This is a genomic window from Streptomyces sp. NPDC001020 (assembly GCF_053599115.1).
Genome location: NZ_JBSFLQ010000014.1, coordinates 146,379 through 169,365, shown reverse-complemented (window position 1 = coordinate 169,365; position 22,987 = coordinate 146,379). Strand labels below are relative to the sequence as shown.

Sequence of the window (22,987 nt, the reverse complement as noted above, 5' to 3'; positions counted from 1 at the left end):
GTACGCGGGCGACCCTCCGCCTTGCGAGGCACCGCACCAGACGCCGCGGGGCCCGCCCTTCGGGCGGACGACGGGACTTTCGAAACACGCCCTAGGTCCGTTCCGTTCCACTCTTCACTCTTCGGCACGCTCACCTCGCGGGGGTGAGCGTGCCGAGTGGTTCGGGTTGCCCTACAGCTTGCGCAGTCTCAGCCGCTGGACCTTGTGGTCCGGACCCTTGCGCAGCACCAGGGTGGCGCGGCCGCGTGTCGGGGCCACGTTCTCCAGCAGATTGGGCTTGTTGATGGTCCGCCAGGTCGTACGGGCGTAGTCGAGCGCCTCCTCCTCGGAGACCTGGGTGTACTTGCGGAAGTACGACGACGGGTCCTGGAAGGCGGTCTGACGGAGCTTCCTGAACCGGTTGAGGTACCAGCGTTCGATGTCCTCGGGGCGGGCATCGACGTACACGCTGAAGTCGAAGTAGTCCGCGAGGGCGACGCGGGTGCGGCCGTCCTTGCCGGGGAGGGCGGGCTGAAGCACGTTCAGGCCCTCGACGATGAGGATGTCCGGGCGGCGGACCGTGAGCCTGTGCCCGGGGACGATGTCGTAGATCAGGTGCGAGTAGACGGGGGCCGTCACCTCGTCCTTGCCGGCCTTGATGTCGGCGACGAAGCGGGTCAGGGCGCGGCGGTCGTAGGACTCGGGGAAACCCTTGCGGGACATCAGGCCGCGGGACTGCAGTTCCTCGGTGGGCAGCAGGAAGCCGTCCGTGGTGACCAGTTCCACGTGCGGGTGTTCCGGCCAGCGGGACAGGAGGGCCTGGAGGAGGCGGGCGACGGTCGATTTACCGACCGCCACCGAGCCCGCCACGCCTATGACGAACGGCGTGCCGGACTGGGAACCCTTCTCGCCGAGGAAGGTGTTCAGGGCACCCCTGAGGCCGTCCGTGGCCTTCACGTACAGGTTGAGCAGCCGGGACAGCGGCAGATAGATGTCCCGTACCTCGTCGAGGTCGATGACATCACCCAGACCGCGCAGCTTCTCGACCTCCTCGGCGGTCAGCGGCAGCGGCGTCTTGTCGCGCAGCGCGCTCCACTCGGCACGGGTGAGGTCGACGTAGGGAGTCGCCTCCGGCCGGGACCGGTGGGCGCTCCGGGGCATCGAGGAGACCGGAGAGATCACAGTCCATTGTTAACGGAGTTCGAGCGGGACGTTGCGTGGGCTGCGTCACGCACGGCTTCGGCGGGCGGCGTCCGGAGGGAGATCACGTGGCCGTCACGGTCGGATACCGGGTGGTGAATCCATGATCGTCCGTATGTCGGGTTGTGCGTAAAGTGCGTGCAAAGCGTGCGGGGGGACCGCAGGCAAGAGTAGAGAGAGCCTCGTTTCATGAGATCCACCGCCGTTCGCCGTGCCGCTTTCGCCGCCTCCGCCGCCGCCCTCGCACTGCTCGCCACGGCCTGTGGCGGATCCTCCGATGGCAAGAGCAAGGGCGACGACGGGAAGACCGCCAAGCCGGACAAGACCGTCTCCGCCGCTCCCGCCAAGGCGCTGAGCGCCGCGGAGCTGGAGAAGGCCGCGCTCACCCAGGCGGACGTCAAGAGCGGCAAGGTGCTCAGCAAGGTCCCGGCGCAGGACGAGATCACACAGGACAAGGTGAAGGCGGACGACGCGGCCTGCGCGCCGCTCGCGTACCTCCAGGCCGGCAGCTATGTCGGCAAGCCCGCGGCCACGGTGAAGCGTGTCTGGCTGGGCGATGCCGAGAAGACCGCGGCCGGTGCCAGTGCCGAGGAGAAGCTGGTGGCGGGCATCAACCGGGCGAAGGCCGTCGAGACGCTCGCCACCTACGCGGACGGCGGCGCCGAGCAGGCGATGAAGGACCTGAAGACGGCCGCTCAGAAGTGCGCCGGCGGTTACTCCTCCACCGCGGACGGTACGAAGACGAAGGTCGTGAAGGTGGCGACGACCCAGGAGCCCGGCGGTGCCGACGAGGCGCTGGCCCTGACCCTGACGGTGGATGCCGAGGGCACGAAGGCGCCGATGAAGGCCGTCGTGGTCCGCAAGGGTGCCACCGTCGCCTACATCCCCGTCGCCAACCTCGCCTCCGTCGCCACCGGCAAGGACTTCCCCTTCCCGACGGAGATCGTCGACGCCCAGCTCGCCAAGCTCGGCTGATCCGGACGGCTTCTTCGGCCCCTCGTACCCCGGTGGGAATTTCCGATTTCGGGCACGTTCCGGGAGGTCGGGGCGTCGCGCTGACCGTAGGCTGCGGCACATGTGCGGAATCGTGGGATACGTGGGGCCGCAGTCGGCGCTCGACGTGGTCGTGGCGGGACTGAAGCGGCTGGAGTACCGGGGTTATGACTCCGCGGGCGTGGCCGTGCTCGCGGACGGGGGCCTGGCCGCGGCCAAGAAGGCCGGGAAGCTGGTCAACCTGGAGAAGGAACTGGCGGACCGGCCGCTGCCCACCGGCACCACAGGCATCGGACACACCCGGTGGGCGACCCACGGCGCTCCGACCGACGCCAACGCGCATCCGCACCTGGACAACGCGGGCCGTGTCGCCGTTGTCCACAACGGGATCATCGAGAACTTCGCGGTCCTGCGGGCCGAGCTGGAGGAGCGGGGCCATACCCTCGGCTCCGAGACGGACACCGAGGTGGTCGCGCACCTGCTTGCCGAGGAGTTCTCCGTGACCGCGGACCTCGCGGAGGCGATGCGGCTGGTGTGCGGGCGGCTGGAGGGCGCGTTCACGCTGGTCGCGGTGCACTCGGATGCGCCGGACGTGGTCGTCGGCGCGCGCCGGAACTCGCCGCTCGTGGTCGGGGTCGGGGAGGGTGAGGCGTTCCTCGCCTCGGACGTGGCGGCGTTCATCGCCCACACGCGTTCCGCGATCGAACTGGGCCAGGACCAGGTGGTGGAGCTGCGCCGGGACGGGGTGACGGTCACCGGCTTCGACGGACGGCCCGCCGACGTACGCACATTCCACGTCGACTGGGACGTCTCGGCCGCCGAGAAGGGCGGCTACGACTACTTCATGCTCAAGGAGATCGCCGAGCAGCCCAAGGCGGTCGCCGACACCCTCCTCGGCCGGATCGACGCGGCCGGTTCGCTGTGCCTGGACGAGCTGAGGATCTCCGCCGCCGAACTGCGCGAGGTCGACAAGGTGGTGATCGTGGCGTGCGGAACCGCCTTCCACGCCGGGCTCATCGCCAAGTACGCCATCGAGCACTGGACGCGGATCCCGTGCGAGGTCGAGCTGGCCAGCGAGTTTCGCTACCGCGATCCGATCCTCGACCCGCGCACGCTGGTCGTCGCCATCTCCCAGTCCGGCGAGACCATGGACACGCTGATGGCGCTTCGGCACGCCCGTGAGCAGGGCTCCAAGGTGCTGGCGATCTGCAACACCAACGGTTCCACGATCCCCCGCGAGTCGGACGCCGTGCTCTACACGCACGCCGGCCCGGAGGTCGCGGTCGCCTCGACGAAGGCGTTTCTGACGCAGCTCGTCGCCTGCTACCTGGTGGCCCTTTACCTGGGGCAGGTGCGCGGCACGAAGTGGGGTGACGAGATCGGGGCCGTCATCCGCGACCTGTCGAAGATCTCCCACGAGGTCGAGCGGGTCCTCGAGACCATGGAGCCGGTACGGGAACTGGCGCGCTCGCTCGCCGGCAAGAACACGGTGCTGTTCCTTGGCCGGCACGTGGGCTACCCGGTGGCGCTGGAAGGCGCCTTGAAGCTCAAGGAACTGGCGTACATGCACGCCGAGGGCTTCGCGGCGGGCGAGCTGAAGCACGGGCCGATCGCGCTGATCGAGGAGGACCTGCCGGTCGTGGTCGTGGTGCCTTCGCCACGCGGACGCTCGGTCCTGCACGACAAGATCGTCTCGAACATCCAGGAGATCCGGGCGCGCGGCGCCCGCACGATCGTGATCGCGGAGGAGGACGACGAGGCGGTGGTCCCCTACGCCGACCACCTGATCCGCATCCCGGCGACCCCGACCCTGCTCCAGCCGCTGGTGGCGACGGTGCCGCTGCAGGTCTTCGCCTGCGAACTGGCGACGGCCCGGGGCAACGAGGTCGATCAGCCGCGGAACTTGGCCAAGTCCGTGACGGTGGAGTAGGGCGTACTCGGGCGTGGGGCCGCGCCGGACCCGGGAGCCGGGGCAGCCGCCGGGTCATCTGCGGGCGGCAGCCGCCGGCGCGGCAGCCGCCGGCGCGGGAGGGCGACCGGGGCAAGGTCGTGCGACCTGAACTCGTCGCCGCCCGACCGATGAATTTCCGTACCCGCGCTGGTCTTGTCACCGTACGCCGTACCGACGACGGCATAGACGCAGACGCAGGAAGGGCCATCCACCATGACCGCACCCGCCAAGGGCCCCGCCAGCTACTTCCCCTCCATCGAGAAGAAGTACGGCCGTCCGATCGCCGAGTGGAAGGACCTCATCCGCTCCTCGCCGCTGACCAAGCACATGGAGCTGGTCACCTGGCTCAAGTCCGAGCACGGCCTGGGGCACGGCCACGCCAATGCCCTGGTGGCGCACACCCTTGCTGAGGGCAGCGGCAAGTGAGATTGGCGGCCGTATGCCAGCGGGCCGCGAGAGAAGGGGCGTTGGGGCACGGCAGCCATGGCACAGAACTGCCTACCTTGCACATCACGTGTGGTGCGAGCCGACCGCAGCGGCCTGAACGTTTTTTCGCCGCTCGAAGGGGTGAACGCATCGCGATCACCCGGACAGCGCACCCCTTGATCTCCCAAGGTTGCGCACATGGTCACATCGGCCCACGAGGGCATGCATCGCATCTTCCAGGAGCGACCCGAGATCCTGGCCCCTGTGTTCGAGGTGCTGGGCGTCCCGTTATCCGGGAAGGCGACCGTGGACGCCGTCACCACGGACGTGACGGAAACCCGGCCGCTGGAGCGCCGCGTGGACACTGTGCTGCGTATCGGCCCGTCCGACGGCGAGGACTTCCTGCTCGCCATTGAGTCACAGTCGGGCAAGAATCCTGCCAAGGCGTCGAGTTGGGCGTACTATGTCGCCTACCTCCAGGCGAGGTTTGGCCTGCCCGTCCTGCTGCTCGTCGTCTGCCAGGACGGGGCCACGGCCAAATGGGCGGCCGGCCCTTTCGACTGCGGCACGCGCGGATGGACGGCTCAGCGGACGTATCCGCTGGTGGCCGGGCCGGACAACCTGCCGGTGATCATCGACGTCAGAACCGCGGCGAAGAACCTCGCGCTGGCGGTGCTCTCCGCCCTGGCACATGCCCGCAGCGCAGAGTCCGGCGCCATAATTGAGGCAATCACAGCCGCTCTTGTGGAGCTTCGGGGAACGGACCCCGAGACCGCCGACTACTTCATCGACTTTCTCGAAATCAGCCTGGGGGACACCCCGGCCGGACAGAAATTGAGGGAAATCATGTCGTTCGTCAGCTACTTCCCTGGTCGGGGGACGGTCCGCGAAACTGCCTACCTGGAAGGCAAGGCAGAAGGCAAGGCAGAGGGCAGGGCAGAGGGCAGGGCAGAGGGCAGGGCAGAGGGTAAGGCCGAAGACCGTGCCTCCCTGACCTTGCGTGTCCTGGAGAACCGCGGCATCCCCGTCGCTGAGGCCACACGGGAGCGCATCACCTCGTGCACCGACCTCGACATCCTCGCCCTCTGGTTCGACCGCTCCCTGACGGTCACGACGGCCGAGGATCTGTTCACCGAGGGGGCCGAGGCTCCGGCGGCCAGTGCCGAAGACGCCTGAGCGTTGGCTGACGAGTCGAGCCCCCGGTCGCCGGGCGGATCGTAGAGTGCCCTGATGAGCATCATCGGAGTCGGTATCGACGTGGCCGAAATCGACCGGTTCCGGGCCGCGCTGGAGCGCACCCCCGGGCTTGTCGAACGGCTCTTCCTGGAGCGTGAGTTGCTGCTGCCGAGCGGGGAGCGGCGTGGTATCGCCTCGCTGGCCGCGCGGTTCGCGGCCAAGGAAGCGGTGGCCAAGGCGCTGGGCGCGCCGTCGGGGCTGCACTGGACGGACGCCGAGGTGTACGTCGAGGACAGCGGGCAGCCGCGGCTGCGCGTGACGGGCACGGTCGCGGCCCGCGCCGCCGAACTCGGCGTACAGTCCTGGCACGTGTCACTCAGTCATGACGCGGGTGTGGCGTCGGCGGTGGTCGTCGCAGAGGGGTAGCGCCTCCGCCACCTCCCGACGCCGGTGCGGGAGACTCGACGGTATGCGTACTGCGTACAGCGTGGAGACGGTGAGGGCGGCCGAGCGTGCGCTCATGGCACGACTTCCGGAGGGGGCGCTGATGCAGCGCGCCGCCGCCGGACTGGCCGCGGCCTGCGCCCAGTTGCTGGGCCGGGTGTACGGCAGCCGCGTCGTGCTGCTGGTAGGCAGCGGGGACAACGGTGGTGACGCCCTGTACGCCGGGGTGCGACTGGCCCGGCGCGGAGCCGGGGTGACGGCGGTGCTGCTCACACCCGAGCGGACCCACAAGGGCGGGCTCGCGGCCCTGCGGAGGGCCGGGGGCACGGTCGTGGAGCCCGCGGGTGCCGCCGACGCGGTGATCCGGCGGGCCGACCTGGTCGTCGACGGAATCGTAGGGATCGGCGGCAAGGGCGGGCTGCGGCCGGACGCCGCACGGCTCGCCCTGCTCGCCGCGCGGTCGCGTGCGGCCGTCGTCGCCGTGGACCTGCCGAGCGGCGTGGAGGCCGACAGCGGGGAGGTACGGGGGGATGCCGTACGGGCGGACCTCACTGTGACCTTCGGTACGCACAAGCCGGCACTGCTCGTCGATCCGGCACGCGAGTACGCCGGGACCGTACGCCTCGTCGACATCGGGCTCGACCTGCCCGAGGATGCCGAGCTGGAGGCGCTGCAGCACGCGGACGTGGCGGCGATGCTGCCGCTGCCGGCCGCGGAGAGCGACAAGTACCGGCGCGGGGTGGTCGGGATCGCCGCCGGGTCCGCGCGCTATCCCGGGGCAGCCGTGCTCGCCGTGGCGGGGGCGCTGCGGGGCGGGGCCGGGGCCGTGCGATACGTGGGACCCGCCGGGAGCGCGGTGATCGCCCGTTTCCCGGAGACCCTCGTCTCCGACCGGGGGCCCAGGAAGGCCGGGCGCGTGCAGGCCTGGGTCGTGGGGCCGGGCGCCGGGGACGACGCACAGGCCGTGGCGGAGGTGCTGCGGGCCGACGTGCCCGTGCTCGTCGACGCGGACGGGCTGCGACTGGCCGACCAGGACGCCGTGCGCGGCCGCTCGGCGCCCACACTGATGACCCCGCACGCCGGGGAGGCCGCCGCCCTGCTCGGTGTGTCGCGTGAAGAGGTCGAGGGCGCCCGGCTCACGGCGGTACGGGAACTGGCGGCCCGGTACGGCGCGACCGTGCTGCTCAAGGGCTCGACCACACTGGTGGCGGACCCTGGGGGCGGGCCGGTGCGGGTGAACGCGACGGGCACACCGTGGCTGGCGACCGCCGGGAGCGGGGACGTGCTGTCCGGGCTGTCCGGCTCGCTGCTCGCGGCCGGCCTGTCGGCACAGGACGCCGGGAGCGCGGCGGCGTACCTGCACGGGCTCGCGGGCCGGTACGCGGCGGACGGCGCGCCCGCGGGGGCGCACGACGTGGCGAACGCGATTCCCGAGGCCTGGCGGGACGTACGCGGCTGAACGGCAGTCGGGGCGGCGGCCGCGGGGTGCGACCTCCGGCGGCCGTGGGGGCGACGGCTGCGTACGGGTGACCTGCGAGCGCGGCGTCCCTGCCCCACCGCCCCATCACGTTTATCTGATCACATGGTCAGTACACGCATGGCGCGCCGCGGTGCAGCGGTCCTCCTCGCCATTGTCACCGCCCTGCCCGCAGCCACCGCCGCCGCAGCTTCCCCGGACCCGCTTCCGGCCGCCGACCCCAATGCCGCGAAGAAGTGTCCCGTGCGGTCCTACCGTGTCGCGTGCATCGACCTGACGCGCCAGCTCACCTGGGTGCAGAAGGGGAAGAAGGTGATCTACGGGCCGGTGCCGGCCCGTACCGGAGCGGCGGGGTACCGGACCCGCGTCGGGTGGCACAAGATCTTCTGGAAGCACAAGGACCACTGGTCGTCGATCTACGACACCCCTATGCCGTACAGCCAGTTCTTCAGCGGCGGCCAGGCCTTCCACGCCGTGGACGACGACATTCTCAGCGGGGAGGGTTCCTGGGGCTGTGTGAACCTGCGCCCCGACGACGCCCGCAAGCTGTGGGACGTGCTGAAAGTGGGCGACCGCGTGTACGTGTGGGGGCGCAGGCCCGGCACCTGAACCATGAGCGGGCCCCGGCGCCGGAGCGCCGCCTGGGCCCTTTGAGACACTGGGGTGCCATGACAAGTTCTGAGACAGCACCCCTCCGTGTCCGCGCCGAGATCGATCTGGCGGCCCTTCGAGCGAACGTACGGGCCCTGCGCGCCCGCACGCCGGGCGCGGCCCTGATGGCCGTCGTCAAGGCGGACGCGTACGGCCATGGCGCGGTGCCGTGCGCCCGTGCCGCCCTCGAAGCCGGTGCGCAGTGGCTCGGCACGGCCACGCCCGAGGAGGCCCTGGCCCTGCGCGCGGCCGGTCTTCCGGGGCGCGTCATGTGCTGGCTCTGGACGCCCGGCGGCCCCTGGCAACAGGCGATCGAGGCCGATGTCGACGTGTCCGTGAGCGGGCTGTGGGCTCTGGAGGAGGTGCGCGAGGCGGCGGCCGCCGCCGGTGCGCCCGCCCGCGTCCACCTCAAGGCCGACACCGGCCTGGGACGCAGTGGATGCCAGCCCGGGGACTGGCCCGAACTCGTCGCCGAGGCCCTGCGGGCCCAGGCGGACGGCCTGGTCGACATCGTCGGCCTGTGGTCGCACTTCGCCTGCGCCGACGAGCCCGGCCATCCCTCCATCGAGGCCCAGCTCACCTGCTTCCGCGAGATGGTGGCGTACGCCGAGGGGCAGGGCGTACGACCGGAGGTGCGCCACATCGCCAACTCGCCCGCCACGCTCACCCTGCCCGAGGCCCATTTCGATCTCGTCCGCACGGGCATCGCGATGTACGGCATCTCGCCGAGCCCCGAACTCGGCACCTCGGCCGATCTCGGACTGCGCCCGGTGATGACGCTGAAGGCCTCGCTGGCCCTGGTGAAGCAGGTCCCCGGCGGCCACGGCGTCAGCTACGGGCACCTGTACACCACCCCCGGCAGCACCACCCTCGGCCTGGTCCCCGTCGGCTATGGCGACGGCATCCCGCGCCACGCCTCGGGCGCCGGCCCGGTCCTGGTGGGCGGCAAGCCACGCACGGTCGCGGGCCGGATCGCCATGGACCAGTTCGTGGTGGACCTGGGCGGCGACGAGCTTCAGCCGGGCACGGAGGCGATCCTCTTCGGTTCCGGCGATCGCGGCGAGCCCACCGCCGAGGACTGGGCGCAGGCCGCCGGGACCATTGCATACGAAATCGTGACCCGGATCAGTGCCCGCGTCCCGCGCGTCTACGTGAAGGTGGATGCGGGATCAGAGGGCTAAGCCGTACGAGTGAATCTGGGCAGGTCGACGGCGGAGCGAGCAGGCCCTCGGCAAGGAGGAGCGGGACGTGAGCGAGAGCAGCGCGGAGGCCGTGGAGGCCGTCGCGGGCGCAGCCGCATCCGCCGCCGGGAACTGGCGCGTCGCCGGTGTCGCCGGCGCGGCGATAGGCGTGGTCGCGGCGGGCGCCGCGGCCGGTGTCGCCCTCGAGCGGCTGACCGTCGGCCGCGGCATGCGCAGGAGGGCGCGGCTCGCCCTCGACTCGGCGGGTCCGTACGGGGCGGTGCGCGGCACCCCGGGCAAGGCGTACGCGGACGACGGGACCGAGTTGTACTACGAGGTGGACGAGGTCGAGCCGGAAGGCGGGTCCGCACCGCGCCGCCGCCGGCTCTTCGGCCGTAAGGACCCGGCACCGGTCACCGTCGTCTTCAGCCACGGCTACTGCCTCAACCAGGACTCCTGGCACTTCCAGCGGGCCGCGCTGCGCGGCGTCGTCCGGACGGTGCACTGGGACCAGCGCAGCCACGGCCGCTCCGGTCGCGGGATGGCGCAGGCCGAGGGCACGCCCGTCTCCATCGACCAGCTCGGGCGCGACCTCAAGGCCGTGATCGACGCGGCCGCGCCCGAGGGGCCGATCGTGCTCGTCGGGCACTCCATGGGCGGCATGACGGTCATGGCGCTGGCCGACCAGTTCCCCGACCTGATCCGCGAGCGGGTCGTCGGCGTCGCCCTCGTCGGTACCTCCTCCGGGCGGCTCGGCGAGGTCAATTTCGGGCTGCCCATGGCAGGTGTCAACGCCGTGCGGCGCATCCTGCCCGGAGTGCTGAAGGCGCTGGGACAGCAGGTCGCACTGGTGGAGAAGGGGCGCCGGGCCACCGCGGACCTGTTCGCGGGGCTCATCAAGCGGTACTCGTTCGCGTTGCGGGACATCGATCCGGCCGTCGTCCGGTTCGCCGAGCGGATGATCGAGGGCACACCGATCGACGTGGTCGCCGAGTTCTACCCGGCGTTCAACGACCACGACAAGACGACCGCGCTCGCCCGCTTCGCCGACCTGCCGGTTCTCGTGCTGGCCGGGGTCCAGGACCTGGTCACGCCGAGCGAGCACAGCGAGGCGATCGCCGGTCTGCTGCCCGATGCCGAACTGGTGCTCGTGCCCGATGCGGGGCATCTCGTCATGCTGGAACACCCGGAGGTCGTGATAGACCGCCTCGCCGATCTGCTCGCCCGTACGGGGGCGGTGCCGACCACGGCTACCGTGGGTGGTTGTGACTCCGCCTTCTCCTGAGGGAGACGGCTTCCAGCCTTTGGCTGCGGTCCAGTCCGAACCGGCCCCTCGCGGGGCGTGACAAGCGTACGACTCCGAGTGAGTGACGATGGAAGAACTCGCAACACCGCACACCCCGGCGCCCGACGGCGTCACCGTCCGGCTCACCATCACCTCCCCCGAACAGATGCAGGAGCTGGGACGCCGACTCGCCAAGCTGCTGCGTGCCGGCGACCTCGTGATGCTGAACGGCGAACTGGGCGCCGGTAAGACCACACTGACCCGCGGGCTCGGCGAAGGGCTCGGGGTGCGGGGTGCGGTCACCTCGCCGACCTTCGTGATCGCCCGTGTGCACCCGTCCCTGGGGGACGGCCCGCCGCTGGTCCACGTGGACGCCTACCGCCTGGGCGGCGGGCTCGACGAGATGGAGGACCTCGACCTCGACGTCTCGCTGCCGGAGTCCGTGGTCGTCGTGGAGTGGGGCGAAGGCAAGGTCGAGGACCTGACGGACGACCGGCTCCACGTGATCATCCACCGGGCGGTCGGAGACACGACGGACGAGGTGCGCCACGTCACGTTCACGGGCTTCGGACCGCGCTGGGCGACGGTGGACCTGGGCGTGCTGTCGGCCTGAGCGCCGAGCCGCGTCCTGCTCGATGCCCCCTGGGCGTACCGCCAGGTTCCTGCTGGTGGGGGCTTCGTATCTTCGGCCGAACGTTCCGACAACTCGTCGGCAAGATGTTGCGTCGCAGGTGCCGGGCGTGGTCACATGGATGTCAGTCCGTGGTTAGGTGTACCTAACTGCGCCGGCCCCCGCGACTCCAGGAGGCGTCCATGCCGGCTTCAGAGCGAGACGAGGCGCGCCCTCGCGTGGCGGCCGGAGCGGCCGGAGTGCCGATGCGGGAGCTGCTGGCGGCGTGTGCCGCGGCCAAGGTGATCTCGACACCGCCGAAGGACCCCGCACCCGTGGCACCCCGGACCGCCGCCGCGACCGAGGAGCACCGCAGGGCCGCATGACCGCGGGGCTACCGGACGACGACGACCTTCTGCTCGGACGTGGCGAACTCCCACATCGCCGCGCCGTCCGCCCGTGACTCGCGGATCCCGCCCAGCTTCTTCGAGGCGTCGGGCGCCGCCGTCGAGCCGTCGACCGCCGCGCTGAAGCCGAACACGACACCCGGCTGTGTCGTGAACACCACGATGTGCTCGATCTGCACACCGTCCGAGCCGGCCCGGGGCCCAGGGTTCCGGGAGGTCACCCCGTATGTGCCCGGCTGCGGATCCACCGTCCCCGGCGTGACCTTGAACGTGCGCCGGACCTTGTTGTCCGCGTCCACCAGCCACACCCGGTCGTCGTCGAGCGAGTACACGACCCGCTCGCCCGTGCCCGAGCCGCCGGGCAGCGCCGCCGGGTTCTTCTTGTCCGTGGGCGGCTTCGGGGCGGTGGCCTTCGGCGACGTTTTCACCTGTGGTTCGTCCAGCGAGTCGGGCACGTGCGCCGACGCCTGGTAGGCGAGGAATCCGACCGCGGCGACGGCCGCCGCGGTGAGCCCGGCCACGATTCCCGAGCTGCTCCTTGCCACCTGTGCCCCACCTCTCGGCCCGGGCGGACGGACTCGTCGCCGCACGCGGACGTACTCGTAGCTGTATGCGTCTCGTACGACGTACCGATTCACCTACGGATCGCCGTACATCTTCGCTGTGACGGTAGCAGCAGGTGCCTACCAGACCGGGGCGGCCGTATGCCGGGCGCGGGCGCCGTAGGCTGTTTGCGTGCTCTTGCTCGCTCTGGATACCGCCACCCCCGCCGTCACCGTCGCCCTGCACGACGGCGCCTCCGTCGTCACCTCGTCGAGCCAGGTGGACGCGCGCCGGCACGGGGAACTCCTGTTGCCCGCCGTCGACCGGGTCCTCGCCGAGGCGGGAACACGGCTCGACGCCGTCACGGCCGTTGTCGTGGGCGTGGGCCCCGGCCCGTACACCGGGCTGCGTGTCGGCCTGATGACCGCCGACACCTTCGGGCTCGCCCTCGGCGTGCCCGTGTACGGACTGTGCACCCTTGACGCCCTCGCGTACGCCTCCGGACTCGACGAGCCCTTCGTCGTGGCCACGGACGCGCGCCGCAAGGAGGTCTACTGGGCGCGGTACGACGACGCCCGCACCCGGGTCACCGAGCCCGCGGTCGACCGGCCCGCTGAGATTGCGGAGACGGTCGCGGGCCTGCCCGCCGTGGGTGCCGGCGCGCTCCTGTACCCGGATACCTTCCCGCAGCCACGGGAGCCCGAGCACGTCTCGGCGGCCGCGCTCGCGTCCCTGGCGGCGGAGAGACTGGCGGCCGGCGAGGAACTGCCCGCGCCCCGGCCGCTGTACCTGCGTCGCCCCGACGCGCAGGTGCCCAAGAACTACAAGGTGGTCACCCCCAAGTGACCGCGCCCGTGACGCCCGTACTGCGCGAGATGCGCTGGTGGGACATCGACCCCGTACTGGCGCTGGAGAAGGACCTCTTCCCCGAGGACGCCTGGTCGCGGGGCATGTTCTGGTCCGAGCTGGCGCACTCCCGTGGCCCGGAGGCGACCCGGCGGTACGTCCTGGCTGTCGACGGCGAGCGGGTCGTCGGCTACGCGGGCCTGGCCGTCCAGGGCGACCTGGGTGACATCCAGACCATCGCCGTCGCCCGCGACCAGTGGGGCACGGGGCTCGGCAGGCGGCTGCTGACCGAACTGCTGCAGGCGGCGACGGCGTTCGAGTGCGCCGAGGTGATGCTCGAGGTCCGGGTCGACAACGAGCGCGCTCAGAAGCTGTACGAGCGCTTCGGCTTCGAGCCCATCGGGTTCAGGCGCGGCTACTACCAGCCGGGGAACGTGGATGCCCTGGTGATGCGCCTGACCACAGCATCCGACAGCGGCTCCGCCGCGGAATCGACATCAGTACAAGGAACCGAGAGCAATGGCTGACGAACCCCTGGTCCTGGGGATCGAGACCTCCTGTGACGAGACCGGAGTCGGCATCGTCCGCGGCACCACCCTCCTCGCGGACGCCGTCGCGTCCAGCGTCGACGAGCATGCGCGCTTCGGCGGTGTGGTGCCCGAGGTCGCCTCCCGGGCGCACCTCGAGGCCATGGTGCCGACCATCGACCGGGCGCTGAAGGAAGCGGGGGTGAGCGCGAGGGATCTGGACGGCATCGCGGTCACCGCCGGGCCCGGTCTGGCCGGCGCCCTGCTGGTCGGCGTCTCGGCGGCGAAGGCGTACGCGTACGCGCTGGGCAAGCCGCTGTACGGCGTCAACCACCTCGCGTCCCACATCTGCGTGGACCAACTGGAGCACGGCGCGCTGCCGGAACCCACGATGGCGCTGCTGGTGAGTGGCGGGCACTCCTCCCTGCTGCTGTCCACCGACATCACCTCCGACGTACGTCCGATGGGCGCGACCATCGACGACGCGGCGGGCGAGGCCTTCGACAAGATTGCGCGCGTGCTGAACCTCGGCTTCCCGGGCGGCCCGGTCATCGACAGGTACGCGAAGGAGGGAGACCCGGACGCGATCGCCTTCCCGCGCGGTCTGACCGGGCCGCGCGATGCGGCGTACGACTTCTCCTTCTCCGGTCTGAAGACGGCCGTGGCCCGTTGGATCGAGGCGAAGCGTGCGGCGGGGGAGGAGGTGCCGGTACGTGACGTGGCGGCCTCCTTCCAGGAGGCGGTGGTCGACGTGCTGACCCGCAAGGCCGTACGGGCCTGCAAGGACGAGGGTGTCGACCATCTGATGATCGGCGGTGGCGTCGCGGCCAACTCCCGGCTGCGGGTGCTCGCCCAGGAGCGCTGCGAGGCGGCCGGCATCCGGCTGCGGGTGCCGCGGCCCAAGCTGTGCACGGACAACGGCGCGATGGTCGCGGCACTGGGCGCCGAGATGGTGGCCCGCAATCGGGCCGCGTCGGACTGGGACCTGTCGGCGGACTCGTCGCTGCCGGTGACGGACCCGCACGTGCCCGGGAACGGGCACTCCCACGACCACGTCCACGAGGTCAGCAAGGAGAACCTGTACTCGTGACGGTCGCACTGATGTGGGAGGCGCGAGCGGCCGCCGGACGGGGCGAGGAACTACTGGCCTGGGCGCGGGCCCAGGAACTGTCGTCGCGGCCCCTGCGCCGCGAGACCTTCCGGGCGCCACAGGACCGCGTTCTCGTCATCACCTGGTGGGACGCGGACTACGCCGCCGACCTCCCCGAACTCTCCGACCCACCAGGGGAGTTGGTGACCCGGGCGGTACACCGGTGGCGGTTCGAGTCGGTGTCGGGCGACTGATCTCCCCGCCGGGGCCGGGCGTCAGGCACCGGCAACGGCGGGCCGGCCCAGCAGCATCGTCGGCGCCCCGGCCACCCGCGTCAGGAACACGGTCACCGCGTTCGGGCCCTGCGGCTTGGGCAGGGCCTTCTTGCGCAGTTCCTCCGGCTCCACCGCCGACCCGCGCTTCTTCACGGTCAGGATCCCGACTTCCCGCTCCCGCAGCAGCGCCTTCAACTTCTTGACGTTGAAGGGGAGTTGATCGGTGATCTCGTAGGCGGTGGCGTACGGGCAGGCGCGCAGCTCGTCCGCCGTCACGTACGCGATCGTCCCGTCGATCAGTCCGCCGTCCAGTTCCTCGGCCACCTCCGCCACCAGATGCGCGCGGATCGCGGCGCCGTCGGGTTCGTAGAGATAGCGGCCGAGCGGACGCACCGGCGGATCCGGCAGGCCGCGACCCCGCAGCACGCGCGGACCGGGCAGCAGGGTGGCGCGGACGAGCCCCGGTTCCGTGCCGAACCACAGCACCGCTTCCTTCACGTCCCCGCCGTCCGAGATCCACTCGGCCTCCGCCTCGGCGGGCACCGCCTCGTGCGGGATGCCCGGCGCGACCTTCAGGGCCGCGTACGGGGCCTTCAGAGCCGTGGCCACGGCCCAGGACAGCGGGGGCGAGTACGCCTCCGGATCAAAAACACGGCCGCGCCCGCCCCGCCGCGCCGGATCGACGAAGACGGCGTCGGACGTGGACACGTCCACGTCCGTGACATCGGCCTCGCGTACCTCGATCAGCGCGGACAGGCCCAGTGCCTCGGCGTTCGCGCGTGCCGCCGCCGCGGTCAGCGGGTCGCGGTCCACGGCCAGGACCCGGATCCCGGCCCGGGCGAGCGCGATCGCGTCACCGCCGATGCCGCAGCACAGGTCGGCGACGCGGGACACGCCGAGGGCCCGCAGCCGCTGTGCCCGGTAGGTGGCGACCGTGGTCCTGGTGGACTGCTCGACGCCGTTCGGCGTGAAGAACATCCGTCCCGCGTCCTCGGCCCCGAACTTCGCAGCCGCCCGCTCGCGCAGCCGCGCCTGTGCGAGAGCTGCCGAGACCAGCTCGGCGGGGTGCTCGCGGCGCAGCCGGGTCGCGACGGCCAGCTCCTGGGCCGGAGCGGTGCCGCGCACCTCGTCGAGGAGGGCACGGCCCTCGGGGGTGAGCAAGGAAGCGAAGGAGAGGTCGTTCACGAGGCCATTGTCGGCCAGTCGGTGGATGGCGTGCGCCCGGTCCGCGGTGTCGGCCCGCCGCGGCCGCAGGCGGCTGGAAAGATCCGACACCATGCGGCTCGTACGACAAAATTATGAAAAGCGTGCGAAGCGCCCACCGGGGCGTGTGCGGGGTTCAACGGGCGCAGAGAAGCTTGCACCGCGCATCGGCGCGATGTCCGTGGCGCGTGCGACCCTCATCGTCCTGGCGCTCGCCGCCCTCGCGACCGGCTGCTCCGACGACGGCGCACAGGGCGCGTACGGCCCGCTGAAGGTGACGCCGGACCATGGCCTCGACGGATACGCCGGCAGGCTCCGCTCCTCGTATCCCGATCGCGCGGCGGCTGCCACGCACTGGGGGCTGGCGAAGGTGCCACGGGTCGCGTCGCCCCCGGCGAAGAAGCCGGCCATCACCTTCCGCAAGGGTTTCGAGGTTCATGACGGCGGCGGCCTGCCCCCGGTCTTCACCACCGTCCCCACCAAGGACAAGGTCGTCTTCCTCACCGTCGACGACAGTGCCGACAAGGACCCGGATTTCCTGCGGATGATGAGCGACCTGAAGGTCCCGTACACGGCGTTCCTCAACGACGACCGGATCGACGACGAGTACGACTACTTCCGAACGATGCGCGACCTCGGCGTCACGCTGAACAACCAGACACTGCACCACCCCTACCTTCCCGGGCTTTCCTACGAGGAACAGAGGAACGAGATCTGCGGCATGCAGGACCTGATGAAGGAGCAGTTCGGCAGGCGCCCGACGGCCTTCCGGCCGCCGTACGGCAACTACAACAGGGACACCCTGCGTGCCGCCAAGTCCTGCGGCATCAAGTACGTCCCGATCTGGAACGAGGAGGTCTACCCCGACCACTGGGAGTACCGGGACTGGGACCGCAGCCTGCACCCCGGCGACATCGTCCTGACCCACTTCCGCGGCACGTCGGACTGGAACAGTTCGATGCCCGACCTGATCCGCCGGTTCCTGAAGAAGGTCACCGACGACGGGTACGCGGTGGCGCGACTGGAGGACTACCTGTGAGGGCGCGGCGGCAGGTGCGGGCACTGCTCGCCGGGGCGCTCGCCGTGGCGGTCCTGTCCGGCTGCGCCCAGTCCGTCGACCCGTTCGAACGGCTGGGCAAGAAGGCCGCCCAGAAGGTGGGCAGGTCGCACGGGCCGTACGAGGGGACGTACCGCCGCTGGGGGCTCGCCGCCCCGCTTGCGCCCGCGCCCCGGCCGGTCCGCTCCCCGGAGCGCGGCGAGGACCTGGCCGGAGCGGGCCTGCCGCCCGTCCTCGACCGTGTGCCGACTCGCGACAAGGTCGTCTTCCTGACGTACGGCGCGGATGCCGAGAAGGACCCCGGGTTCATCGACATGGTCCGTGAACTGCGGCTGCCGGTCAGTGTGTTCCTCGCGGACAGTGCCGTCGGGCCGGGGTACGCGAGCGCCGCACGGCTGCGGGCGGCCGGTGCGGGCATCGAGAACCTCACCCTGAACCACGCCGAGCTGCGCGGGCTGTCCTACGGGGAGCAGCGCACCGAGATCTGCGGCCAGCAGGAGCGGCTCAGGGCCCGTCTGGGCCTGCATTCCCGGCTGCTGCGCCCGCCGTACGGCTCATACGACCGCACGACGTTCCAGGCGGCGGCGGACTGCGGCATCACGGCCCTGATCCTGTGGCGCCGGATGCCGGGCAGAGACCCCGAGCCGTACGAGGGGGGCGCGCCCCTCCACCCTGGCGACATCCTCCGGCCCCATGTCCGGCCCCATGAGGAGGAGAGCCGTCCCCCCGCGTCCTTGACCACGGAGACGGCCCGCCTCCTGCGTCGCATCCAGGCGAGCGGGTTCTCGGTGGGGCGCTTGGAGGACTACCTCTAGAACGTCCTTGAACTTGGCGGGCTCATGCCGGCTTGAGGACGAGGCCTTTTGGGCCGATAGAGCGGGACAGGAGGCGCAAGCTCCGGCGCCGCACCGCACGCAATTGGCACTCCGCTTGACCGAGTGCTAATCGCGGTCATAGTCTCGGCTCTGGCACTCGCCACTGGTGAGTGCCAACACAGCGACGGGCAGGTCCGGCACCCGCGACGACGGATCGACCTGGTCGCCACCTCAGACAGTTAACCCCGCGAGATCTCCGAAGGGGGAGGTCGGATCGTGACGACCGCCAGCTCCAAGGTTGCCATCAAGCCGCTCGAGGACCGCATCGTGGTCCAGCCGCTGGACGCCGAGCAGACCACGGCCTCTGGCCTGGTCATCCCGGACACTGCGAAGGAGAAGCCCCAGGAGGGCGTCGTCCTCGCCGTGGGCCCGGGCCGCTTCGAGGACGGCAACCGCCTTCCGCTCGACGTCAAGGTCGGCGATGTCGTGCTCTACAGCAAGTACGGCGGCACCGAGGTGAAGTACAACAACGAGGAGTACCTCGTTCTCTCGGCTCGCGACGTCCTCGCGATCATCGAGAAGTAATTCACCCCGAAGCACTCCTGCTTTGAGCTGCGCCCCCGGCCCCCGCGACCGTTGAAAAGCCGGGCGCCAGGGGCGCAGTTCGTTTTTCACCGCGATCGGCGGCTGCTCCGGGAGGGCAGCCGAGGATCGCAACGAGAGGACTGAAACGCTCCATGGCGAAGATCCTGAAGTTCGACGAGGACGCCCGTCGCGCCCTCGAGCGCGGCGTCAACAAGCTTGCCGACACGGTCAAGGTGACGATCGGCCCGAAGGGCCGCAACGTCGTCATCGACAAGAAGTTCGGCGCTCCGACCATCACCAACGACGGCGTCACCATCGCCCGTGAGGTCGAGGTCGAGGACCCGTACGAGAACCTCGGCGCCCAGCTGGTGAAGGAGGTGGCGACCAAGACCAACGACATCGCGGGTGACGGTACGACCACCGCCACCGTGCTCGCCCAGGCGCTGGTGCGCGAGGGCCTGAGGAACGTCGCCGCGGGTGCCTCCCCGGCCGCCCTGAAGAAGGGCATCGACGCCGCCGTCAAGGCCGTCTCCGACGACCTGCTGGCCACCGCCCGCCCGATCGACGAGAAGTCCGACATCGCCGCCGTCGCCGCGCTGTCCGCCCAGGACCAGCAGGTCGGCGAGCTGATCGCCGAGGCGATGGACAAGGTCGGCAAGGACGGTGTCATCACCGTCGAGGAGTCCAACACCTTCGGTCTGGAGCTGGACTTCACCGAGGGCATGGCCTTCGACAAGGGCTACCTGTCGCCGTACTTCGTGACGGACCAGGAGCGCATGGAGGCCGTCCTCGACGACCCGTACATCCTGATCAACCAGGGCAAGGTCTCCTCCATCCAGGACCTGCTCCCGCTGCTGGAGAAGGTCATCCAGGCGGGCTCCTCCAAGCCGCTGCTGATCATCGCCGAGGACGTCGAGGGCGAGGCTCTCTCCACCCTCGTCGTGAACAAGATCCGCGGCACCTTCAACGCCGTCGCCGTCAAGGCCCCCGGCTTCGGCGACCGCCGTAAGGCGATGCTGCAGGACATGGCGGTCCTCACCGGCGCCACGGTCATCTCCGAGGAGGTCGGCCTCAAGCTCGACCAGGTCGGCCTGGAGGTCCTGGGCAGCGCCCGCCGCGTGACGGTCACCAAGGACGACACCACCATCGTCGACGGTGGCGGCAAGTCCGAGGACGTCGTCGGCCGCGTCGCCCAGATCAAGGCCGAGATCGAGGCCACCGACTCCGACTGGGACCGCGAGAAGCTCCAGGAGCGCCTCGCGAAGCTGGCCGGCGGCGTGTGCGTGATCAAGGTCGGCGCCGCCACCGAGGTGGAGCTGAAGGAGAAGAAGCACCGTCTGGAGGACGCCATCTCCGCGACCCGCGCCGCGGTCGAGGAGGGCATCGTCTCCGGTGGTGGCTCCGCGCTGGTCCACGCCTCCAAGGTGCTGGCGGACGGCCTCGGCAAGCAGGGCGACGAGGCCACCGGTGTCGCCATCGTCCGCCGCGCGGTCGTCGAGCCGCTGCGCTGGATCGCCGAGAACGCGGGCCTGGAGGGCTACGTCATCGCCTCCAAGGTCGCCGAGCTGGACAAGGGCAACGGCTACAACGCCGCCACCGGCGAGTACGGCGACCTGGTCAAGGCCGGCGTCATCGACCCGGTCAAGGTCACCCGCTCCGCCCTGGAGAACGCCGCCTCCATCGCCTCCCTGCTGCTGACGACCGAGACCCTGGTCGTCGAGAAGAAGGAAGAAGAGGAGCCGGCCACCGCCGGTCACGGCCACGGTCACGCTCACTGACGTAAGCCGTAAGCAGTACTGAGGTCCGGCACCCCCGCGTGGGGTGCCGGACCTTCGCGTTGTTCACCTCTCCAGAGCGTCGAGCGCGCCCAGCTGCTCCATCAGCCCCAGTTGGTCGTGCTGCCACCACATCTCGGCGATCTTCCCGTCCTCGCTGAACCGGAACAGGGTCATCCCGCTCATCGTGACGTCCCTGCCGGTGGGCTCGATCCCCAGGAACTCGCCTTTGTGGGTGGCGTTCCAGGTCCACAGCGCGCAGACCCGGTCGCCCTCGGCGATCACGTCGTCGAGCGTGAACGTGGAGTCGAAGGCGCTGCGCCACACGTCGTACTCGCGCCGGAGCGCGTCCAGCCCGATGGTGTCCTGGGCGTTGACGGGATCGTGGCTGTGGCAGTCCTCCGTGAGGAGGTCGTTGAGCGGCGGGAGTTCACCCCCGCTCGTCAGCGTCCCGAAGAACCGCCGGACGTTCGCCGTGTAGAGCTGCTCGTCGCGCACCACGTCCAGATCCGTGAACGTGGGCATCTCGTCGCACAGGGCGACCATCTCCCGGAAGATCTTCTCGGTCTCGGGAAGGTGCGCGTTGCGCATCGCCTCCTCGTACGAGGGGAACTCCACGATCTCGACGAAGTGCGAGGCATCGGAGCGGTCCTTGCCGACCACGCTGTGCGTCGCGGTCCGTCTGCCCCTGGTCTGCTCGACCCATGCGTCCATGATCCGGTTCATCTCGTCGAACCGTCTGGTCTTGCAGTCGATGAGCCGCACAAATGTCATGACGCCGCCTCCGGCCCCCCTTGATCCGGGTGGATACGGTCATTTTCCCACCCGAGGGGCGGCGTCACCCGTTCTGCCGAAGCCCGTACGCGTGCTGTCGAAGGCCGTGATCGTTCCTACTGCGGCCCGTACTTGCGCCCCGTCCGTGAGGTGACCCCGCCCAGCAACCGGCGCGGCGTCACCTTCACGACGCCCATCAGCGCCTTGTACCGCGGGTCGGGAATGGACAGTGACTTGCCGCGGGCCAGGTCTGCCAGCGCCGCGGCGACCAGCTTGTCCGCATCCAGCCACATCCAGTTCGGGATGTTGCTCGTTCCCATCCCGGCCCGCTCGTGGAACTCCGTACGGACGAATCCCGGGCACAGCGCCATCAGCCGCACGCCGGACCCGGCCAGATCCTTCGCCGCGCCCTGCGTGAACTGCACGACCCACGCCTTGGACGCGCCGTACGTGCCGCGCGGCACGAACGCCGCGACCGAGGCCACGTTGACGACGCCGCCACGCCCGCGCGAGCGCATCGTCTGCGCCGCCGCGCTCGTCAGCCGCAGGACGGCCTCGCAGTGCACCTTGAGCATCCGCAGCTCATCGGCCATCGGTACGTCGAGATAGCGGCCCTTGTTGCCGAAGCCCGCGTTGTTGACGAGCAGGTCGACCGGGTGCTTGAGATCGGACAGACGTGCGACCACCGCCTCGATGCCCTCGTCGGTCGCCAGGTCCGCCGTCAGCACCTCCGCCTCGATGCCGTGCCGGTCGTGCAACTCCGTCGCCTGCTCCCGCAGCCGCTTCGTGTCGCGCGCCACCAGGACGAGGTCATGGCCGTCGGCGGCGAGCCGTCGTGCGAACGCGGCGCCGATGCCCGCGGTCGATCCCGTAATCAGAGCCGTTGTCATGGGCCAAAGATAGTGACCCGGAGGAAACGAGTCCGCCTACCGGATGGGCACGTTCACCGGCATTGCCGCCAACGCCCTTACGCCGCCCGCTAGTTCTTCGTCGCGTACTTACGCGTGTACTCCCGGGCCGCGGCGGCGCCCTCCGGGTGCAGCGCGTCGCCCGCCGCCAACAGACGTGGCAGCAGGTGCCGTTCCGTCGTCGTCGCCCGGAACTCGAGAGCGACCGTCACGTCGTGGTCGGGCCGGTGCACGATCTCGATGGGGTCGCCGGCCCGGACCTCGCCCGGCTCGATCACCCGCAGATACGCGCCGGGCGCCCCCTGCTGCGTGAACCGCTTGACCCAGCCGGTCTCGCCGAGGTGCCCCTGGAAGGTGCGGCACGGGATCCGCCCGGAGGTGACCTCCAGCACCAGCTCGGGCCCGATGCGCCAGCGTTCGCCGATCAGCGCACCGGACACATCGAGCCCCTCCGTGGTGAGGTTCTCGCCGAACGAGCCGCTCGGCAGCGGCCGCCCCAGCTCCCGCTCCCAGCCGTCCAGGTCCTCGCGGGCGAACGCGTAGACCGCCTGGTCATCGCCGCCGTGGTGCCGCAGGTCGCACACGGCGTCCCCGGCCACCCCGCTGGCGCCCGTCCCCTTGGGTCCGGGCGCGCTCACCCGGACCGGTCCGTCCACCGGCCGCTTGTCGATGCCGGTCACGCCCTCCGCCTGGTCGGTGTAGTCCACGGCCTTGGGCCGGCCCAGGTTCAGTGACAGAAGCTTCATGCCCGCACGGTAGGCGATGGGTGATCAAAGAGTCGATGCAATATCTGCCGCTGATCCCAAGAT

At 70.6% G+C, this 22,987-nt stretch carries 24 protein-coding genes and 1 pseudogene; 19 read left to right on the top strand and 6 right to left on the bottom strand.

From position 1 onward, the window contains the following. Positions 1-171: 171 nt before the first annotated feature. A complete protein-coding gene (coaA, locus tag ACWDEX_RS16300) occupies positions 172-1,140 on the bottom strand; it encodes a type I pantothenate kinase (protein ID WP_450464052.1) in 969 nt (322 codons plus the stop codon). A 228-nt stretch (positions 1,141-1,368) separates the two neighbouring features. Here coaA and ACWDEX_RS16295 point away from each other — a divergent pair, with 228 nt between their 5' ends. The 11 genes and pseudogenes from ACWDEX_RS16295 (at position 1,369) to ACWDEX_RS16245 (ending at position 11,759) form a co-directional block, all read left to right on the top strand. Further along, positions 1,369-2,154: a hypothetical protein gene (locus tag ACWDEX_RS16295; RefSeq protein WP_450464051.1), complete on the top strand. Its 786-nt coding sequence runs from the start codon at positions 1,369-1,371 to the stop codon at positions 2,152-2,154. A 100-nt stretch (positions 2,155-2,254) separates the two neighbouring features. Further along, positions 2,255-4,102, top strand: coding sequence for a glutamine--fructose-6-phosphate transaminase (isomerizing) (gene glmS, locus ACWDEX_RS16290; RefSeq protein WP_450464049.1), 1,848 nt, complete (start codon positions 2,255-2,257; stop codon positions 4,100-4,102). A gap of 234 nt (positions 4,103-4,336) precedes the next feature. Further along, a complete protein-coding gene (locus ACWDEX_RS16285) occupies positions 4,337-4,549 on the top strand; it encodes a DUF4287 domain-containing protein (RefSeq protein WP_450464048.1) in 213 nt (70 codons plus the stop codon). 222 nt (positions 4,550-4,771) lie between these two features. Next, entirely contained in the window at positions 4,772-5,725 is a 954-nt protein-coding gene (locus tag ACWDEX_RS16280) for a hypothetical protein (protein ID WP_450464064.1), read from the top strand. Positions 5,726-5,779: 54 nt separating this feature from the next. Next, on the top strand, positions 5,780-6,151 hold the full coding sequence (locus ACWDEX_RS16275; RefSeq protein WP_450464047.1) for a holo-ACP synthase: 372 nt from the start codon (positions 5,780-5,782) through the stop codon (positions 6,149-6,151). A 43-nt stretch (positions 6,152-6,194) separates the two neighbouring features. Continuing rightward, a complete protein-coding gene (locus ACWDEX_RS16270) occupies positions 6,195-7,628 on the top strand; it encodes an NAD(P)H-hydrate dehydratase (protein WP_450464046.1) in 1,434 nt (477 codons plus the stop codon). 234 nt (positions 7,629-7,862) lie between these two features. After that, positions 7,863-8,255: pseudogene (locus ACWDEX_RS16265) on the top strand (L,D-transpeptidase); the annotation flags it as partial. Positions 8,256-8,314: 59 nt separating this feature from the next. Next, positions 8,315-9,478 (top strand): alanine racemase, encoded by a 1,164-nt coding sequence (alr, locus tag ACWDEX_RS16260; RefSeq protein ID WP_450464045.1) that lies wholly within the window; start codon positions 8,315-8,317, stop codon positions 9,476-9,478. A 67-nt stretch (positions 9,479-9,545) separates the two neighbouring features. Then, entirely contained in the window at positions 9,546-10,763 is a 1,218-nt protein-coding gene (locus ACWDEX_RS16255) for an alpha/beta fold hydrolase (protein WP_450464043.1), read from the top strand. Positions 10,764-10,851: 88 nt separating this feature from the next. After that, on the top strand, positions 10,852-11,376 hold the full coding sequence (gene tsaE / locus ACWDEX_RS16250) for a tRNA (adenosine(37)-N6)-threonylcarbamoyltransferase complex ATPase subunit type 1 TsaE (RefSeq protein WP_450464042.1): 525 nt from the start codon (positions 10,852-10,854) through the stop codon (positions 11,374-11,376). 200 nt (positions 11,377-11,576) lie between these two features. Further along, the gene (locus ACWDEX_RS16245) at positions 11,577-11,759 is read left to right on the top strand and encodes a hypothetical protein (protein WP_450464041.1); all 183 of its coding nucleotides are present in this window, start codon (positions 11,577-11,579) and stop codon (positions 11,757-11,759) included. Positions 11,760-11,767: 8 nt separating this feature from the next. On the opposite strand, the gene ACWDEX_RS16240 is transcribed toward ACWDEX_RS16245, so the two are convergent. Then, positions 11,768-12,325: a hypothetical protein gene (locus ACWDEX_RS16240; protein WP_450464039.1), complete on the bottom strand. Its 558-nt coding sequence runs from the start codon at positions 12,323-12,325 to the stop codon at positions 11,768-11,770. A 190-nt stretch (positions 12,326-12,515) separates the two neighbouring features. Between ACWDEX_RS16240 and tsaB the strand changes: the two genes are divergently transcribed. From tsaB to ACWDEX_RS16220, 4 genes are read left to right on the top strand one after another with little or no spacing between them, the layout of a single operon-like run. After that, positions 12,516-13,169 (top strand): tRNA (adenosine(37)-N6)-threonylcarbamoyltransferase complex dimerization subunit type 1 TsaB, encoded by a 654-nt coding sequence (gene tsaB, locus ACWDEX_RS16235; protein ID WP_450464037.1) that lies wholly within the window; start codon positions 12,516-12,518, stop codon positions 13,167-13,169. Next, a complete protein-coding gene (rimI, locus tag ACWDEX_RS16230) occupies positions 13,166-13,696 on the top strand; it encodes a ribosomal protein S18-alanine N-acetyltransferase (RefSeq protein ID WP_450464036.1) in 531 nt (176 codons plus the stop codon). The genes tsaB and rimI overlap by 4 nt, the downstream gene beginning before the upstream one ends. After that, complete coding sequence (gene tsaD, locus ACWDEX_RS16225; protein WP_450464035.1) at positions 13,689-14,786, top strand: tRNA (adenosine(37)-N6)-threonylcarbamoyltransferase complex transferase subunit TsaD; 1,098 nt, start codon at positions 13,689-13,691, stop codon at positions 14,784-14,786. Before rimI ends, tsaD begins: the two co-directional genes overlap by 8 nt. Continuing rightward, entirely contained in the window at positions 14,783-15,040 is a 258-nt protein-coding gene (locus tag ACWDEX_RS16220; protein WP_450464034.1) for a hypothetical protein, read from the top strand. Before tsaD ends, ACWDEX_RS16220 begins: the two co-directional genes overlap by 4 nt. Positions 15,041-15,061: 21 nt before the next feature. On the opposite strand, the gene ACWDEX_RS16215 is transcribed toward ACWDEX_RS16220, so the two are convergent. Continuing rightward, positions 15,062-16,246: a THUMP-like domain-containing protein gene (locus ACWDEX_RS16215; RefSeq protein ID WP_450464033.1), complete on the bottom strand. Its 1,185-nt coding sequence runs from the start codon at positions 16,244-16,246 to the stop codon at positions 15,062-15,064. A 193-nt stretch (positions 16,247-16,439) separates the two neighbouring features. On the opposite strand from ACWDEX_RS16215, the gene ACWDEX_RS16210 reads away from it, so the two are divergent. From ACWDEX_RS16210 to groL, 4 genes are all read left to right on the top strand, one after another. Continuing rightward, positions 16,440-17,303: a polysaccharide deacetylase family protein gene (locus ACWDEX_RS16210; RefSeq protein ID WP_450464031.1), complete on the top strand. Its 864-nt coding sequence runs from the start codon at positions 16,440-16,442 to the stop codon at positions 17,301-17,303. Further along, positions 17,300-18,136, top strand: a complete 837-nt coding sequence (locus ACWDEX_RS16205; protein WP_450464029.1) for a polysaccharide deacetylase family protein — start codon at positions 17,300-17,302, stop codon at positions 18,134-18,136. Before ACWDEX_RS16210 ends, ACWDEX_RS16205 begins: the two co-directional genes overlap by 4 nt. Positions 18,137-18,412: 276 nt before the next feature. Then, complete coding sequence (gene groES, locus ACWDEX_RS16200) at positions 18,413-18,721, top strand: co-chaperone GroES (protein WP_009190181.1); 309 nt, start codon at positions 18,413-18,415, stop codon at positions 18,719-18,721. 152 nt (positions 18,722-18,873) lie between these two features. After that, a complete protein-coding gene (gene groL, locus ACWDEX_RS16195; protein ID WP_450464027.1) occupies positions 18,874-20,499 on the top strand; it encodes a chaperonin GroEL in 1,626 nt (541 codons plus the stop codon). A gap of 63 nt (positions 20,500-20,562) precedes the next feature. Here the strand turns inward: groL and ACWDEX_RS16190 are convergent, their stop codons facing one another. The 3 genes from ACWDEX_RS16190 to ACWDEX_RS16180 all read right to left on the bottom strand — a co-directional run bounded on the left by ACWDEX_RS16190 (position 20,563) and on the right by ACWDEX_RS16180 (position 22,924). Then, positions 20,563-21,270, bottom strand: a complete 708-nt coding sequence (locus tag ACWDEX_RS16190) for an ester cyclase (RefSeq protein ID WP_450464026.1) — start codon at positions 21,268-21,270, stop codon at positions 20,563-20,565. A gap of 116 nt (positions 21,271-21,386) precedes the next feature. Further along, positions 21,387-22,160 carry an SDR family NAD(P)-dependent oxidoreductase gene (locus ACWDEX_RS16185; protein ID WP_450464024.1) on the bottom strand — a complete coding sequence of 258 codons (774 nt, stop codon included), beginning with the start codon at positions 22,158-22,160 and terminating at the stop codon, positions 21,387-21,389. Positions 22,161-22,249: 89 nt separating this feature from the next. Further along, positions 22,250-22,924 (bottom strand): MOSC domain-containing protein, encoded by a 675-nt coding sequence (locus ACWDEX_RS16180; protein ID WP_450464023.1) that lies wholly within the window; start codon positions 22,922-22,924, stop codon positions 22,250-22,252. Positions 22,925-22,987 lie beyond the last annotated feature (63 nt).